At 72.6% G+C, this 15,635-nt stretch carries 14 protein-coding genes; 3 read left to right on the top strand and 11 right to left on the bottom strand.

The window, feature by feature from the left end; genetic code table 11:
* Positions 1 to 354: 354 nt before the first annotated feature.
* Both RI578_RS26915 and RI578_RS26910 read left to right on the top strand, forming a co-directional pair.
* Positions 355 to 834: a cupin domain-containing protein gene (locus RI578_RS26915; protein ID WP_310873475.1), complete on the top strand. Its 480-nt coding sequence runs from the start codon at positions 355 to 357 to the stop codon at positions 832 to 834.
* A 103-nt stretch (positions 835 to 937) separates the two neighbouring features.
* Positions 938 to 2,428 (top strand): alpha/beta hydrolase, encoded by a 1,491-nt coding sequence (locus RI578_RS26910; protein WP_310873474.1) that lies wholly within the window; start codon positions 938 to 940, stop codon positions 2,426 to 2,428.
* Between the two features lie 32 nt (positions 2,429 to 2,460).
* On the opposite strand, the gene RI578_RS26905 is transcribed toward RI578_RS26910, so the two are convergent.
* The 10 genes from RI578_RS26905 to RI578_RS26860 all read right to left on the bottom strand — a co-directional run bounded on the left by RI578_RS26905 (position 2,461) and on the right by RI578_RS26860 (position 14,047).
* Entirely contained in the window at positions 2,461 to 3,045 is a 585-nt protein-coding gene (locus RI578_RS26905; RefSeq protein ID WP_310873473.1) for a YdeI/OmpD-associated family protein, read from the bottom strand.
* Between the two features lie 21 nt (positions 3,046 to 3,066).
* Positions 3,067 to 3,735, bottom strand: a complete 669-nt coding sequence (locus RI578_RS26900; protein WP_310873472.1) for a response regulator transcription factor — start codon at positions 3,733 to 3,735, stop codon at positions 3,067 to 3,069.
* A 3-nt stretch (positions 3,736 to 3,738) separates the two neighbouring features.
* Positions 3,739 to 5,019, bottom strand: coding sequence for a histidine kinase (locus RI578_RS26895; RefSeq protein WP_310873471.1), 1,281 nt, complete (start codon positions 5,017 to 5,019; stop codon positions 3,739 to 3,741).
* A gap of 67 nt (positions 5,020 to 5,086) precedes the next feature.
* Positions 5,087 to 7,165, bottom strand: a complete 2,079-nt coding sequence (locus tag RI578_RS26890; protein ID WP_310873470.1) for an MMPL family transporter — start codon at positions 7,163 to 7,165, stop codon at positions 5,087 to 5,089.
* A 153-nt stretch (positions 7,166 to 7,318) separates the two neighbouring features.
* Positions 7,319 to 8,437, bottom strand: coding sequence for a hypothetical protein (locus RI578_RS26885; protein WP_310873469.1), 1,119 nt, complete (start codon positions 8,435 to 8,437; stop codon positions 7,319 to 7,321).
* Between the two features lie 73 nt (positions 8,438 to 8,510).
* Complete coding sequence (locus RI578_RS26880; protein WP_310873468.1) at positions 8,511 to 9,491, bottom strand: SCO2521 family protein; 981 nt, start codon at positions 9,489 to 9,491, stop codon at positions 8,511 to 8,513.
* A gap of 1 nt (position 9,492) precedes the next feature.
* A complete protein-coding gene (locus RI578_RS26875; RefSeq protein ID WP_310873467.1) occupies positions 9,493 to 10,458 on the bottom strand; it encodes an SCO2522 family protein in 966 nt (321 codons plus the stop codon).
* Entirely contained in the window at positions 10,455 to 11,372 is a 918-nt protein-coding gene (locus RI578_RS26870; RefSeq protein ID WP_121746941.1) for an SCO2523 family variant P-loop protein, read from the bottom strand. Before RI578_RS26870 ends, RI578_RS26875 begins: the two co-directional genes overlap by 4 nt.
* 2 nt (positions 11,373 to 11,374) lie before the next feature.
* The gene (locus RI578_RS26865; RefSeq protein WP_310873466.1) at positions 11,375 to 13,219 is read right to left on the bottom strand and encodes an SCO2524 family protein; all 1,845 of its coding nucleotides are present in this window, start codon (positions 13,217 to 13,219) and stop codon (positions 11,375 to 11,377) included.
* Positions 13,220 to 13,273: 54 nt separating this feature from the next.
* Positions 13,274 to 14,047 carry an SCO2525 family SAM-dependent methyltransferase gene (locus RI578_RS26860; RefSeq protein WP_310875870.1) on the bottom strand — a complete coding sequence of 258 codons (774 nt, stop codon included), beginning with the start codon at positions 14,045 to 14,047 and terminating at the stop codon, positions 13,274 to 13,276.
* Between the two features lie 255 nt (positions 14,048 to 14,302).
* Here RI578_RS26860 and RI578_RS26855 point away from each other — a divergent pair, with 255 nt between their 5' ends.
* Entirely contained in the window at positions 14,303 to 14,866 is a 564-nt protein-coding gene (locus RI578_RS26855) for an N-acetyltransferase (protein WP_310873465.1), read from the top strand.
* A gap of 5 nt (positions 14,867 to 14,871) precedes the next feature.
* Here the strand turns inward: RI578_RS26855 and RI578_RS26850 are convergent, their stop codons facing one another.
* A complete protein-coding gene (locus RI578_RS26850; protein WP_310873464.1) occupies positions 14,872 to 15,567 on the bottom strand; it encodes a TerB family tellurite resistance protein in 696 nt (231 codons plus the stop codon).
* Between the last annotated feature and the right edge of the window lie 68 nt (positions 15,568 to 15,635).

The raw sequence follows: 15,635 nt of genomic DNA, 5'->3' as shown, positions 1-15,635 counted from the left end.
CCACCACCGCAAGCCGCTGAGCCCGCCCGGCGTGCTGGCGAGACGCGGACGCGCCCCCACACGCCGGACGCCTGCGCAGCCGACGGAAGGGACCGGCGGGCCCGGGCCATCCGCTCTCCCCGGGCCGCCCGCACGCTTCTCACCCGTGCTGGAGCGAGCCGAGTCAAGGGTGACCCGAAGGGGCATCGGCGCAGCCGACGCGACCGCAGGGAGCGCCCTTTACTCGGGTCGCGGAGGCACGACACTGGCCAAGAAGCGGGCGGCCCCACGGCCACCTCACCAGCACGCGGTCCCAACAACTCCCCCGTACGCAAGACTTGCCCCACAAAGTCGCAACGAACAAAGGGGGCACCCATGTCGTACCCGGAGCCGCGCTACCTCGGCGACAAGGGCGAGATCAACGCCGTGTTCAGGGGGGCCGACACCCCGCCGGACATCGTCTCCCCCGGCGGCACGACCACCCACTACCTCGCGAGCCACGCCTCCACCGGAGGTGAGTTCGGGCTGTACAAGGTCGACATGGGCCCCAAGGCGCCCGGCGCCAGGACGCACTTCCACCGGAGCATCTCCGAGTCCTTCTATGTCCTGTCGGGCGAGGTGGAGCTCTACAACGGCGAGCGCTGGGTCACCGGACGCCAGGGAGACTTCCTGTACGTCCCGGTCGGCGGACTGCACGCCTTCAAGAACGACAGCGACGACCCCGTGTCGATGCTGATGCTGTTCTCGCCGGGCGCCCCGCGCGAGGAGTACTTCGAGCGCGTCGCCGAGTTCGCGCAGCGCGGCGGCGAGGAGCTGCGGGAGTTCCAGGTGAAGCACGACAGCTTCTTCGTGTGACGGGTCAGGGAGAACCCCGAGGGCCCACCCTGGGGTAATCCCCCCTGTATTTCAGGTTGTTGCCCGGATGGGGAGGGCCCTGGACATCCGCGAGGCTCGTCGCATGACGCAGCGCACGCGAACCATCCGCAACGCCGCCATCGTCGGCGTATCCACGGCCCTCCTCGGCATCACCGCACCCGTGACCGCCTCCGCCACGGCGGACGCGGCCGAGCCCCTCGCCTGGACCGCCTGCGAGGGCACCGGCGTCGCCCCCCGTCAGCAGTGCGCCACCCTCCAGGTCCCCATGGACTACGCCGACCCCGACAGCCCGCTCATCGACATCGCCGTCTCGCGCATCCCGAGCGAGAACCTGGACGCCCGGCGCGGGGCGCTGCTGCTCATCGCCGGAGGGCCGGGCGGCTCAAGTCTCAACGACCCGTCGGGGAAGGGACAGAAGCTCCCGCAGGAGGTACGGGACACCCACGACCTGATCGGGTTCGCGCCGCGCGGCCTCGCCCCGTCCACCTCCGTCGACTGCGGGCTGGAGTACGGCGACCTCGCCACCTCCAAGCTCCGCCCCTGGCCCGCCCCCGACGGCTCGGTGGACGGGAACATGGACACCGCCCGGCGCACGGCCGACGCCTGCGCCCGCAACGGCGGTGAGCTGATGCGGCACCTCAGCACCGCCAACGAGGCTCGCGACATCGATCGCCTCCGGGCCGCGCTCGGCGAGCGGAAGATCTCCGCGTGGGGCGTCTCGTACGGGACGTACGTCGGCGCGGTGTACGCGCAGCTCTTCCCGCACCGCACCGACCGCGTCGTGCTGGACAGCCTCGACGACCCCGACCCCACCCGCGTCAACCGCGCCTGGCTGGCCGGGCATGAGCAGGGCGTGGAGGACACCTTCCCGCACTTCGCGGCCTGGGCCTCGGAGCCCGGCAACCCCGACCGCGTGGCGCGCAGGGCCTCCGACGTGCGGCCGATGTTCCTGCGGCTCGCCGCCCGGCTCGACCGCGAGCCGATCCCGTGGCCCGGTGCCAACCCGGAGGAGCTGAACGGCAACGTGCTGCGCCAGACGATGCTGGACAGTTTCGCAGCCCCCGGCCGCTATCCCACGCTCGCGAAGCTGATGGTGGCCGCGCGGCAGGGCACCGTGCCGCCCGCGCCCGCGGGGCCGCCCGAGGCCGTGCTGCAGAACGTCACCGCGGTAGGCGCCGGCGTGCTGTGCAACGACGTCGCCTGGCCGAAGTCGGCCGCCGGGTACCAGAAGGACGTCACCGAGAGCCGCGCCAAGTACCCGCTCACCGCCGGGATGCCCCGCAACGCGATGCTGTGCGCCGCCTGGCCGTACCCGCCGCGCGAGGAGCCGGTGCGGATCACCGACCGGGGGCCGTCCAACATCCTGCTCGTCCAGAACGAGCGCGATGTCAACACCCCGCTCAGCGGCGCCCTGAAGATGCGGGAGGCTCTCGGCCGGCGCGCGGTCATGGTCACCGTGGACTCCACCGGCCACGACGCATACCTCGCCGAGGGCAACGCCTGCGGCGACCGCACCGTCTCCCACTTCCTCGCGACCGGGCAGCGGCCGGCCACGGACACCTACTGCGACTAGGGCCCGGCCGGTGCCCTGACGGTGGCAGGCGGTCAGCCTTCGCCCGCCTGCCCCCGCTCCGCCAGGTCCCGTACCGCCCGCTCCAGCCGCGTCCGCCGGGTCTCCGGTGTCGCGGCCTGGAGCAGCGGGAGCATCACGAGGTAGCGGGCGGTCCGGTCGAGCGCGTCGAAGGCCGCCCGCGCCGCCGGGTCCGCGGCGAGCGCCGCGGCAAGGTCGTCCGGGACGACGGCCGACGCCTGCGACGCGTACGCCCGGTCCCAGCGGCCGTCCTCCTGGGCCCGGCGGACCTCGGCGAGGCCGGGCTCCCGCATCCGGCCCGCCCCCGCCAGCGCCGCGACCTTCTCGACGTTCACCCGCGACCACATGCTCCTCGGGCGCCGCGGCCCGTACTTCTGCAGGTAGTACCGGTCGTCCAGGCCCCGGCGCTGCCCGGAGATCCAGCCCCAGCACAGCCCCACGTCGACCAGTTCGTCATCCGTGACCGACGCGATCCCCGACGCCTTCTTCGCGACCTTGACCCACACGCCCTCACGGCGGGTGTGGTGCTCGGCCAGCCACTCCTCGAAGGCCGACGCGTCCGGGAACGCGACGACCTCCACCCCGTTGAACGTCTCCATGCGGGCCAGGCTAGCCCGGCCCTACCGGGCGCCCGGCGTCACCAGCCCCGACTCGTAGCCCACGATGACCAGCTGCGCCCGGTCCCGCGCGCCCAGCTTGCCCATGATGCGGCTGACGTGGGTCTTCGCGGTCAGTGGGCTCAGCCCCAGGGAGTCGGCGATCTCCGTGTTGTTGAGGCCGCGGGCGACCAGGGTGAGCACCTGGCGCTCTCGGTCCGAGAGGCAGCCGGGGCCGCCGCCGCCCGCCACCGGCGTCGAGGGGCTGCGCAGGAAGCGCTCGATCAGCCGCGCCGTCGGGCCGGGCGACAGGAGGGCGTCGCCCGCCGTCACCGTGCGGATGGCGTCGAGGAGTTCGGCGGGCCTGGTGTCCTTGACCAGGAATCCGGAGGCGCCCGCGCGGAGCGCTTCCACGATGTTCTCGTCGGTGTCGTAGGTGGTCAGCACCAGCACCCTCACGCCCGCGAGTTCCTCGTCGGCCGCGATGAGCCGGGTCGCCTCGATGCCGTCCAGGTCGGGCATGCGGACGTCCATGACGACGAGGTCGGCGCGTTCGGTACGGGCCAGTTCCACGGCCTGGCGGCCGGTGCCCGCCTCGCCGACCACCTCCATGTCGGGGGCCGACGCGACGAGCAGGGCGAACGCGGCACGGACGAGGTTCTGGTCGTCCGCGAGCAGCACTCGTATGGTCATCCGTCAGCCGTCTCTCTCCGGGGTCGCGGTCGTCAGGGGCACGGCCGGCACCGAAGGTGTCGACGGCGCCACGGGGGTCGGCAGCAGGGCCGTCACCTCGAAGCCGCCGGCGCCCCCGTCCCGCGGCCCGGCGTCGAGTGTGCCACCCACGCTGCGGGCCCTCTCCCGCATGCCGACGAGACCGAAGCCGGGGGTGCCGTCGGGGTCGGGCCCGGTGCCGTCGTCGGTCACGGCCAGGCGCAGGGCGCCCCGCTCGGCGTGCACCTCGACGCGCACGGACGGTTCCGGCCCCGCGTGCCGTACGGCGTTGGTCAGCGCCTCCTGCACGATGCGGTAGGCGGCGGCGCCGACCGCGGGCGGCACGTCGTCGGCGCGTACCGACAGGTCCACCCGCGCTCCGGCGAGCCGGGCGGCCTCGGCCAGGTCGGGCACGCCGTGCAGTCCGGGCAGTGGGCCGCGGGCGTCGGGCGCGTCCTGTTCCCGGAGTACCTCCAGCGTGGTCCGCAGTTCGCCGCGCGCGCTCCGGCAGGTCTCGGCGATGTCGTCGAGGGCCTTGGCGACGGCGGCCCGGTCCAGGCGCTCGGGGTCGGCGGTCAGGACGTGGGCGGCGACCGAGGTCTGCACGCCGATGAGGGTGATGCTGTGCGCGAGCAGGTCGTGCAGGTCCCGGGCGACGCGCAGGCGCTCCTCGGCGACGCGGCGCCGGGCCTCCTCCTCGCGGGTGCGTTCGGCGCGCTCGGCGCGTTCGACGATGGAGGCGACGTACTGGCGGTAGTAGCGGACGTCGACGCCGGCGAAGAGGATGGCGATCACCCAGCCGGAGATGCGGATCAGCTCGACGGCCTGGTGGGTGTTGACGGTGAGCATGATGCTCACGGACACCGTGAGGACCGCGATGCCGGTCAGGATCGTGCGCAGCGGGCGGCCGGTGACGGCGAGCGTGTAGAGCGCCACGTACGAGGCGGGACCGGCCGCGGCGTGGTTGTTGTCCATCGCGTGGTACGGCCCGACGAGGGCCACCACCGTCGCGAGCACCAGCAGCGGACGGCGGCGCCGCCACACGATCGGGACGTGCGCGGCGACCAGCAGCGCCCAGCCCAACGCGTCCGGGCGGCGGCCCTCGTCGGTGAAGAGGGCCAGGCAGGCGGCACCGGCGAGGAGGACCGCGGCGAGTACGGCGTCGTTGCGGGCGCCGTGCGGGGCGGTGAGCGGATCGCGGTTGATGGCGGCCATGATCCGCTCCCCGAGGCGGGGCCAGGACGACGCCGGAGTGGTTGCCTGCACGCGCCCATCCTGCGCGACGGACGCGCCCCTCCGGGAGGGGAGGGGCGCACTCCGGTCGTCGGGGACCTCAGACACCGACGGGCTCCCGCTCGCCGGCCGGCACCGGCTCCTCGGGTGCCCGGGACAGCCGGCCCGGCCACCACACCCGGCGGCGCAGGGCGACGCTCGCGCTGGTGACGAGGTAGGTGCGGACGAGGAAGGTGTCGAGGAGGACGCCGACGGCGATGACGAAGCCCAGCTCGACGAGTTGCACCATCGGCATGTTGGTGAGCACCGCGAAGGTGGCCGCGAGGACGAGTCCGGCGGAGGCGATGACGCCGCCGGTGGTGCGCAGCGCGGTGAGCGCGGCCTGCGTGGGCTCGGCACCGTGCAGGGACTCCTCGCGCATGCGGTGCATGAGGAAGATGCCGTAGTCGACGCCCAGTGCCACCAGGAAGACGAAGGACAGCAGGCCCAGGCCCGGGTCGGTGCCCTCGAAGCCGAAGAGGGGCCCGAAGACGAGTCCGCCGATTCCCAGGGCCGCGCCCCACACGGCGACGACGGCGGCGACCAGGATCAGCGGCGCGACCAGCGACCGCAGGAGGCCGACGAGGATCAGCAGCACCGACAGCAGCACGATCGGTACGACGATGGTGGTGTCCCGGGCACTGGTGTCCTCCAGGTCGATCTGCTGGGCGCTGGGGCCGCCGACGTAGGAGCCGTCGAGTGTGTCGCGCAGGGACTCGATGGTGGCGGTCTCGGCCGCCGACTGGGGCGGGGCGGAGGCGAGTACGGTCAGTTCGGTCCAGCCGTCACCGCTGCGGCCCTTCTCGGCGCTCGTGACGCCGCGGGTGTCGCGGGCCTCGGCGAGGGCCGCGTCGGCGCGGTCGGTGGGGGCGATGACGGTGATGGGCTGGGTGCCGCGCTCCGGGTAGGCGGCGGCGAGGGTCTCCATCGCGGCGATCGCCTCGGGCCTGGTGGTGAAGGAGTCCTCCTGCTTGAGGGAGCCGGGCAGGTTGAACGACCCGAGCGCCAGCGCGCCCAGCAGCAGGGCACCTCCGACGAGGACGGTTCGCGGGCGGCGTTCGGCGGAGCTGCCCATCGCGGTGAACAGCGACCGGCGGGTCTTGGGCGTGCTGCCGTAGCGGGGTACGAGCGGCCAGAAGACGCGGCGGCCGAGCAGGACCAGGAGTGCGGGCAGCAGGGTCAGCATGGCGGCCAGCGCGCACAGCACGCCGACGGTGCCGAGCGGGCCCATGCCCCGGCTGGAGTTGAGGTCGGCGGCGAGCAGGCACAGCAGCCCGGCGGCGACCGTGCCGGAGGAGGCCAGCACGGCGGGGCCGCAGCCGCGCAGGGCGGCGAGCATGGCGTCGTGGGGGCGCTCGATACGGCGCAGTTCCTCGCGGTAGCGGGAGATCAGCAGCAGGGCGTAGTCGGTGCCGACGCCGAAGACCAGGATGGTCATGATGCCGGAGCTCTGGCCGGAGACCGAGGTGCCGAACCCCTGGTTGAGGCCGTAGGCGACGCCCATGGAGAGGTAGTCGGCGATTCCGGCGACGGCGAGCGGCACCAGCCACAGGAACGGGCTGCGGTAGATGAGGATCAGCAGCAGCGCGACGACGGCCGCGGTGGTGTAGAGCAGGGGGCCGCCGAGCGAGTTGTACACCTCGGCGGCATCGGTGGCGAGCGCGCCCGCGCCGCCGACCTCGGCGCTCAGCCCGTCGCCGCCCCGCGCGACGTCCCGTACGGCGTTGACCAGTTCGTCGCGGGCCTCCTCGTCCTGGCCGGGCTCGGTGCTGGCGACCGGGTACATGAGGGTGGTGCCGTCCTCGGACGGGATGCCGGCCGGGCGGTCGGCCAGCCGGTGCGCGCCCGCGATCTTCGCGATCTGGTCGGTGGCGGTGGCCCTGTCGGTCGCGGTCAGTCCGGCGTCTCGGTGGTAGACGACGACCATCTCGGTGGCCTCGCCGCCCGGCAGCCGGTCCTGGATCTTCGCGACCTGGGTCGAGTCGGCGCTCGCCGGCAGGTAGTCGACGGCGCGGTCGCGCTGCACGTCCGACAGTTTCGACGCGAACGGTGAGGCGATGGCCAGTACGGCGATCCACAGCCCGAGCACCAGCCAGGGCACGGCCCGCCGTCGCCCCCCACTTGTCCTTACGGCCCCCATCTGGCGGGCCTCCCTCCGGTGGAAGTCTGGGTAGGTCTCCAGACTTCCGGCGGCGGGCCGCCGATACGTCGGACGCGAGGGCGAGTCGGCGGCTACTGCCCGGGGTGACACGGGACTGTCGTTACTCCCCGGGGAGTAATCGGGGACCGGCGGTCAGGCCCGGTCGACCATCCAGTTGCCGTCCTCCTCCGCGTCGACCCGCACCTCCAGCTCCCGCAGGCCCATGCCCGCGTCCCAGAGTTCCCGGAAGCGCTTCAGCCGGTCCCGTACGTAGTCCTGGCGCGCGGTGAGCCGGGTCCGGACGTTGACGTCGCGCAGGTCCTGCTCGATCTCGAACGACACCTCCTCGTCGTAGAGGATGAAGTCGTTGGTGGTGCCGCGCTGGAGGTGCGGGGGCAGTTCGGGCAGGACGGCCGCGCGTACGTCGATGCGCCGCAGTTCCTGCTCCTCGCACAGCCGCAGCAGCCGGTCGTCCAGCTCGCGCGCGCTCTCCAGCAGGAACAGCCGGCGCACCGACACGCCCTGCTCGTCGATCGCCTCCTGCTGGGCGTCGAGGTAGCGGCCGGCGGGCTCGCTGTTCCAGAACTCCCGGTCGACGGAGGTGCTGGTGGCGCAGATGGACTGCTCGGCGGCGCGGGTGAGGGTGAGCATCCAGTCGTGGTTCTCGCCGGGGCACTCGGCGCTCTGGTTGGTGAGGTCGGCCATGTGGCCCACCACCCGCGCCATCTCCAGGTGGACGAAGGTGTGCAGGATCGAGGGTTCCGGCAGCAGTACGTCGGCGAAGCCCTTGGCCAGGTCGGGCACGCTGTCGATGCGGGCGCGGTCCAGCTGGGGGTAGGGCTCGGAGGGCCGGTGGTCCACCTGGGTGACGTGGGTCTCGACGAGCTGCTTCACGTCCTCGGTGTGCCGGGTCAGGCCGGTCTTCAGCTCGTCGTCGTACCGGTTCAGGCCCTCTCGTACGGCGGCGGTGTTCTCGGCGAGGGCGCTCTCCACCCGGCGGGTGTGCTCCTCCAGACGGATGTGACCGGGCCGCGGGGCCAGGCCGAGGACGTACTGGACCAGCATCGCGGCGCCGGCGCAGAGGACCGCGGCCACGAACTGCCGCAGCGTGCCGTCCTCGGGGCTCAGCAGCGCGACGACGCTCCAGAAGAGGGCACCGACGACCAGGGCGACCAGCAGCATGCGCGCCCATGGGGACTCCCCCCTCATCAGGTCGGCCGGGCCCGGTGTGCGGGCCGTGTCGTCGGGCTGGGGTGACTGTGCCGTGCTCATCTCGCTTCTCCCCCCGTTGGGATACGCGTCGGATCGGGGTGCGGGGATGTGCGTGGGAGGTGCCGGCGCCCGGTCAGGGCACCGATTCCACCTCCCGGTGGGGCGCGGGAATGGCCTGGAGGGTGAGCTGGTCGCGGATGCGCTGCACCAGGGCCTGCCACTGCCTGCTGAAACCCGGCCGCTCCTCCAGCGGGTCCCACAGCGGGGCCAGTTCCCTGGCCACCCTGGCCCGGGGCATCCACAGGTGCAGCAGGTGGTCGACGGCCGGACGCAGCGCCCTGACCACGGCGGTGGCGTCCTGCGCGGCCGAGCCGCCGAGGCGGACGCCGTCGAGCATGCGGACGACGGTGGTGAGCAGCCAGTCGTGCAGGGCGAGGTCGTCGCAGAGCGCGGCGAGGTCGGCGCCGGTGGTGCCCTCGGGCACGCGCAGGCGCACGGTGCGCAGTTCGTCCTCGGCGAGGGTGAACCGTTCGATGGACGGGCCGTCGCCCGGGGCAGCGGGCAGGGCCACCCAGCGCAGCCGGGTGGGCCGGGACCTGAAGGGCGGGCACTGGTCGAGCAGGGCGTGGCGCAGCAGCCGGGTGAGCAGGCCGTCGGCGATCAGCCCGACGTCGAGGTCGCCGTGGCGCCCGCCGCCGAGGACGCCCTGCGCGACGGCCTCGTGGGGCAGCTTGCCGAGGGGTTCGACCACGCCGGGGCGTACCAGGTACTCGCCCCACGGCCGCCGCTGGTCGGGTCCGGTGGCGGGGAGCCGGAAGTGCGCTGAGGTCTGCAGGACGCGCCCCTCGGTGAGCGCGGCGTGGGCGGCGACGGTACCGACCGCGCGGATCCGGGCGCCGTTGGCGCTGGGCAGCGGGCAGTCGACGCCGGTGAGGGTGTCGGGGGAACGCGCGTAGAGGCCCGGGCGCTCGGAGAGCAGGACCCGTTCGTCGGCGCGCAGGGCGAGGAGCTGGGCGGCGGAGCGGATGTCGAGGGCCTGCCGGGCGGGCAGCAGGCAGGTGCGGACCTCGCCGCAGGCGAGTACGGCGCGCGGTGTGCTCTCCCGCGGCGGCATGTCAGGGCCCCGAGTAGTAGACGTAGGAGACACGGTCGGCGACCGAGTCGGGGACGGCCGTGCGCTCCCGTCCGGAGCGTTCGGCGACCTGCTCCAGTGCGCCGGGATCCACCTCGATCTGGTCGAGGATCACGCGGACGGCGTGCTCGACGGGGAGGAAGCGGGTGGGCAGGACCGAGCAGGTCCGGTAGGCGGCGAAGGGGTCGGCGCCGGCGTTGAGTCGCAGCAGGGAGGGCAGTTCGTCCCAGGAGTCGGGGAAGCCGGTGGCGGTGTGCGGCTGGGGGACGAGGACGGCCTCGCCCTCGTTGCGCAGCAGTCCGAGGCGGGCGAGCTGCCACACGGCGGCGAGGAAGGGGCAGGACCAGGTGCGGTGCCCGTCGGCGTCGTCGCTCCACAGCTCGACGTCGAGGAAGACGGAGTGGCGGCGGGCGGCGGTCTCCCGGGGCGGCTGCCAGGCGGCGGCGCGCTTCATGGCCTGCGGGGCGCGGGCGGCGGGGCTGCGTTCGCCGTTGGCCAGCCAGCCGGTCTGCGCGGCGGGCGGGCGCAGGCCGTAGCTGCCGGGCGGCGGCGACTCGACGATGCGGCCGGCCACCGCCTCGGCGACGGGCACCTTGCCGGTGGTGGCGCAGCCGGACTCGCGGGCCAGGTAGTCGACGCTCAGCCCGGCCCGCTCGGCCTCCGCGAGGAGCATGGGGACGACTTCGGCGGGGGTGGAGAAGCGGGTGAAGTAGTCGTCGACGAGGAAGCAGGTGCTGATCCGGGCGCGTCTGCCGCCGGCCCGGGCGGTGGCGGCGGTGCGGGCCGCGTCGACCCAGGGGCGTACTTCGGTGAAGTGCCGGCGCAGGCGCTCGGGACCGGCCTCGAAGTCCTCCATGTAGAGGTGGCCCAGCTCCAGGGAGAGGTGGGCCAGCGGCACCGACTGGGTGCGCGGCTCGGCGGCGGTCTCCCGGAACACCGCGTCCGTCATGGCCGCCCCCAGTGCGAGTCGTCCGTCAGACGCCGGGCGATCTCCTCCAGCGCTTCCAGGGTCTCCTTGTTGGCGATCTGGGTGGAGAGCACGTCCTCTTCGGTGATCAGCTGCTCGCGCCACTGGAGTATGGGTTCCAGCGGTACGACGCCGAGGACGACGCTGTCGCCGATGCGGTGCTCGGCGGCGAGCCTGCGCAGCGCCTCGTCGCAGGCCTGCATCCAGGCGGCCTGGGCGGGCGAGCCCTGGGACCACAGCGGCGACTCGGGGTCGGGCACGGCGGCCCGCACGAAGCGGACGGCGGCCTGAAGCGCCTCCTTGTCGTGGCCGCGTTCGACGCCGCCGCCGATGATGCCGTGGTCGGCGTGGACGAGTCCGGAGGCGGCGATGACGTGCTGGCGGGTCCAGCGGTGGAAGACCAGCCAGCGGAAGGGGACGTTGCGCATCCGGGGGTGGGCGGTGGCCGCGAGGACCATGTCGACGGCGTAGCTGCGGCCGGCGCTGAGGTCGACGACGGTGACGTCGAACTCGCCGTTGAGCCGCAGCAGCAGGTCGATGCACCGCTCCAGGGTCTCCTCGCCGGTGGCGAACTCGCCGCCGCCCGCGTCGCCGGGGAGCAGGACGAGGCGGCCGGACTGGTTGGGGCGGGCGCGCAGCAGGGGGTGCTCGGTCTGCCGCCAGACGTCGATCCTGGCCGGTTCGGCGACCTCGCCCTCCAGGTAGGAGTGGAGGCCGCGTTCCTCGGTGCCGCGCATCGCGCCGGGCACGTCGAAGACGGCGGCGGCGGTGGGCGAGCCGAAGTCGAAGTCCACGTAGGCCACGTGGTCGCCGGTGAGGGCGCGCTGGTACGCCAGGTTGGCGCTGGTCACCGAGCGCCCCGTGCCTCCTTTGTCGGAGGCGGCGAAGACGAGCACGCTCACACCTCCTGTGCGGCGGCGCCCCTGGCCTGGGCCAGGGTGTCGAGTTCCTGGAGCACGGGCAGGGCGAGGGCGAAGGCGGTGGCGGGCCGGTCGTCGACGAGGCCGCGGGCGTGGTCGAGGCGGCTCTCGATGCTGCGCATGGCGCGGGCTCTGCTGCCGTCGGCGGCCGCGGAGGCCTCCAGCTGCTCCTTGCCGAACAGGTGGGTGGCCTCGCTCAGCAGTTCCCGGGCCAGCTCGGCGAGTTCGGGACTGCGGATGGGCTGCTGCTCGTACAGGTTGCGGGCAGCGACGAGGCATTCGGTGACGCGCTCGGTGATGCTCCAGGACATGCGCAGTCCGACGTCGCGCGCGTCGGGGTAGACGGCCCGGACGTTGTCCCAGAGGCCCGCGCCGTCCTCGTCGTCGATCCGCCGGGCCCAAAGGTGCTCGAAGGACTGCTCGGCGAGGCGCAGCAGCCGGTCCTGCGCGCCGATGTTCCGGGAGAGTTCGGCGAGTTGGATGATCCGCTTGAGGAGCTGGGCCGAGAAGTCGGTCATCCGCCACAGGAGGAGCCCGCCGGAGCGCTCGGACCCGGCGAGCGGCATGGTGACGCCGGGGTTGTGCAGCCGGATGGTGGGGTCGTCCTTGGTCATCCGGCTGGTGACCCGGCCGCGGTCGGCGAGCCGCTCCATGATGGCGACGGTGCGGGTGAGGTCGTCGTCGGTCGCCTTCCGGCGTACCAGGTCGTGGACGAGGATGGCCGCGACGGTCAGGGAGAAGTACTCGGACTCCAGGCGCAGGCCGGTGGTCTGCCAGGGCAGGTCCTCCAGGGGCCAGCGTTCGGTGCCGAAGCGGGCGATCGCGGACCAGTACTGCTGGCTGAGTTCCCAGCGCAGGCGCAGTGCCTCGGCGAGTTTCTGCTGGTCGGCGTCGAGCAGGCCGAGGGTGAGGGTGCGGTCGGAGAAGAGGTCCTGGATGCCGTCGAGGGCGACGACGGTGAAGTACACGTAGGGCAGCCGGTCGGCGATGCCGGCGGGCTGGCCGGGGACCGGGACGCTCAGGTCGCTGATCTCCGGGGCGTCCTGGACGACGCCCCAGGCCCAGCCGCACTCGAAGAGCTGGCTCTCGTCGCGGATGCCCTCATCGACCTCGATGCCGCGGCTGAGGCTCTCGATGATGGTGGCGCGCAGGGGGCGTAACTTGCGGGAGAACTGCTGGAGGACGGCCCGGTCGGACTGTCTGCCCTGTCCGACGACCTGGATCAGCCGCTTGCCCTGCTCGGACTCGGCGTCGAAGACGTTGACGGTGAAGGAGCGCAGCAGGCTGACCATGGCGGCGGTCAGCCGGGCGTTCGTGGCCTCGCGCAGCTCGCCGATCGCCTTGCGCACCTCGGGACGGGTCGTGGTGCCCTCGTAGACCTTGAGGAATCCGAGGGTGGCGAGGCAGAGGGTGACGGACATGGAGTAGGAGTCGACCACGCCCAACTGGCCCTGCTCGTGCGTGATCCGCCCGTCGGGCTCGGCGGGGCGGAAGTAGTGGCCGCCGGAGAAGGTGGGGCTGTCGTCCGTCCCGGTGTGGGTGCGCATGAACTGGGTCAGCGCGGCGATCAGGTTGGGCGGGATCTCCAGCCGGCTGCCGATCCGGTCGAGGGCGCGCAGGACGTCACGTTCGGTGGTGTCCGGCTGGTCGAGACGGAAGGCGGGGACCTCGGTGGCCGGATAGAGCAGGCACAGCAGGCGTTCGGCGTCCGCGACGCTGCTCAGCCCGTCCGTGTCGCCCCACAGCAGTTTCCCGTCGTCGAACGAATGACGGGCCATGGCCTGCCAGATCTCCAGCATGTGCTGGCGTGGCTTGATCTGCATCCCCGCACCCCTCGTACAGATCTCGTTGCCCTGTGTTCAGCATGGTCCCCGTTCCTAGGGGGCGGCAACCTCCGAATTGCGCCGCCCCAGGGCGAGGATCATTCCCTCGTGTCCCGGCCGCACCATGTGGTGCAGATCGTGGGTCTCCAGCTCTCCGGTGAACGGTTCCAGGCTCTCCCTGACCCGGCTCTCGTTCACCCGGTAGGCCGGGTAGTCGTGTTCGCCGACGCGGTAGCCGACCGACTCCTTCATGAACGCGGCGGCGAACGGCGCGCCTTCGCTGAGCGCGTTCATGAAGCACCGCACTCCCCGCCGGAACTCCTCGGGGCACTCGGACATCGAGTCGGCGACGAAGAACATCGTCCCGATGTCCCAGCGCCGGTGTCCGTGCTCCAGGTCGAACAGGTTGCCGCGCTCCACCCGGACGATCTCGCTGACGCGGCTTCTCGGTTCGACGGCGGCGTAGGAGGGAGACTCGCGCAGCACCTCCCAGAACGCGTCCCACGCGGTGTCGTACCCGCCCGGGGAGACCTGCTTCTCCAGGTATTCGACGTTCGGGCGCGCGTATTCCAGCAGCAGCGTCTTCTCGCACCACGGCAGCATGGAGAGCGCGGGGTAGAGATTCGCACCGGCCCCGACGTCGACGCCCCGCACCGAATCCGGAACGCCTCCGGAGAAACAGCGGCTGAAATAGTCACGCATCAACCGGACGATCAGCAGATCGACTTCGAGTGGTGTCCGGTAGTTGTTGTCGACATACACCTCTGGATCGAACTTCGACCAAGGTGCGTCGGCATTGCGATCCATAGTCACCCTGCCGCGTTCCATTCGATTCCGGACAAGCCCCAGTGTCGTGCACGGTAAGCCACCAGGACATGTCGAGACAGCCGGGAACACGCCAGTCCTCTTCCGCCGGGCGCACGTCCGGCGCATCGTCGCACACCCGAACTCGCCCTTGCACGCGGGAAGTTGGAAGCTCACTCTAGCCAGAAGGGGTCACCGGCCGCCACATGGAGGCTCATTCCTTCGTGAGCGTTTCCGGTGTCGTCGAGTTGACGTCCGCACGTCCTGACTGGGGGTGGCATGACCGCCGAACCGCTGGAACGCTCCTTGGACCGCCACGAGCAGCTCACGAGGCCGGATCCGTACCAGGAGACACTGCCCCTGGTCCTGCGGACGGCGCGGGAGTCCGACCTGCCCGAACTGCGGCGGCTCGACGAGGAGGTCTTCCAGGAGGTCGCCTATCCCGGCTTCCTCCTGCGCCAGCTCTTCGACATGTACGAGGAACACTTCCTGGTACTCGACGACGGCACGGGCCGGTTGCGCGGTTACGTACTGGCCGCCACCCGGGCGCTCGGCGGGGACAGCTGGATACTCGGCCTGTGCGTCACCGAGGACCGGCGCCGGCACGGGCTGGGCCGGGAGCTGATGACGGAGGTCCTGACCCGGCTGCGCCGGGACGGCATAGGGGTGGTCCGGCTCACCGTGGAGCCGGCCAATCTCGCCGCCATCCTGCTCTACCGCTCCCTGGGCTTCCACCCGGAGGAACCCGACGCGGGCCTGCGCCGGGACTACTTCGGCCCGGGGATGGACCGCCAGATCCTGCGCCTGGACCTTCCGGGCGGCCTGGAGGCCCAGGAGGTCTAGGAAGCCTAGGAGGGCGTGCCCGCCGCCTCCAGGAGGCGGGTCACGTCGTCGGAGCAGATGGTCAGGGCCGCGCCGACCGTCGCCAGGGCGTCGCGTTCGGCGGGGGTGTAGGGGCCGTCGGCCAGGGCGATGCGGGCGCCCTGGAGGAGGATCGACTCGCGGCCGACGGCGGCGAGGTGCGGGGCAAGCGGGTCCAGCGCCTCGTGCAGCTCTATGGCCAGGCCGGGTACGCAGGGCTCCCCGTGGACCCGGCCGGTGTCCGCCTCCAGCGCTTCGACGAGCGCGTTCAGCTGGTCCTCGGTGCAGTCCTCGAAGCCGGCCGCGCGCACCGCGACGGCCGCCGTCTCCAGCGACGTACGGGAGCAGGTGCCGCCCGCGGCCAGGACCGCCAGGGCGACGGTGTGGACGGCGTCGCGGAGCATCGCGGAGAAGCGGGTGGTGGTCGGGTGGTCGAGGACGTCGGTGCCGTAGTGGCGGCGGCAGGCCGCGCACTCCACGGTCGGCGCCGACTCGCCGCGCGGCAGCACGGGCACGCCGAGCATGGTGAAGCGGCGGCGGCCGGTGAGCCGCTGGTAGTTGCGGTCGCCTCCGCAGCCGGGGCAGAAGAACTCGCCGTCGCCGACGGGTGTCCACGCGGTGCGTGTGCCCAGGATGCGCGGCAGCCGGGCAGCTCGGCCGTTTCGTCCCCGTTCAGGCAGCACGTCGCACCTCCGTAACCGCGCGACAGCATCGTCGCGCTGGCGTGATGTTAGCCACATCGCGGACGTGG

It is taken from the genome of Streptomyces sp. BB1-1-1 (assembly GCF_031597775.1).
Classification (GTDB): Bacteria; Actinomycetota; Actinomycetes; order Streptomycetales; family Streptomycetaceae; genus Streptomyces; species Streptomyces thinghirensis.
Note: the sequence above shows the minus strand (reverse complement) of the source record. Positions and strands in the feature narration are given on the sequence as shown.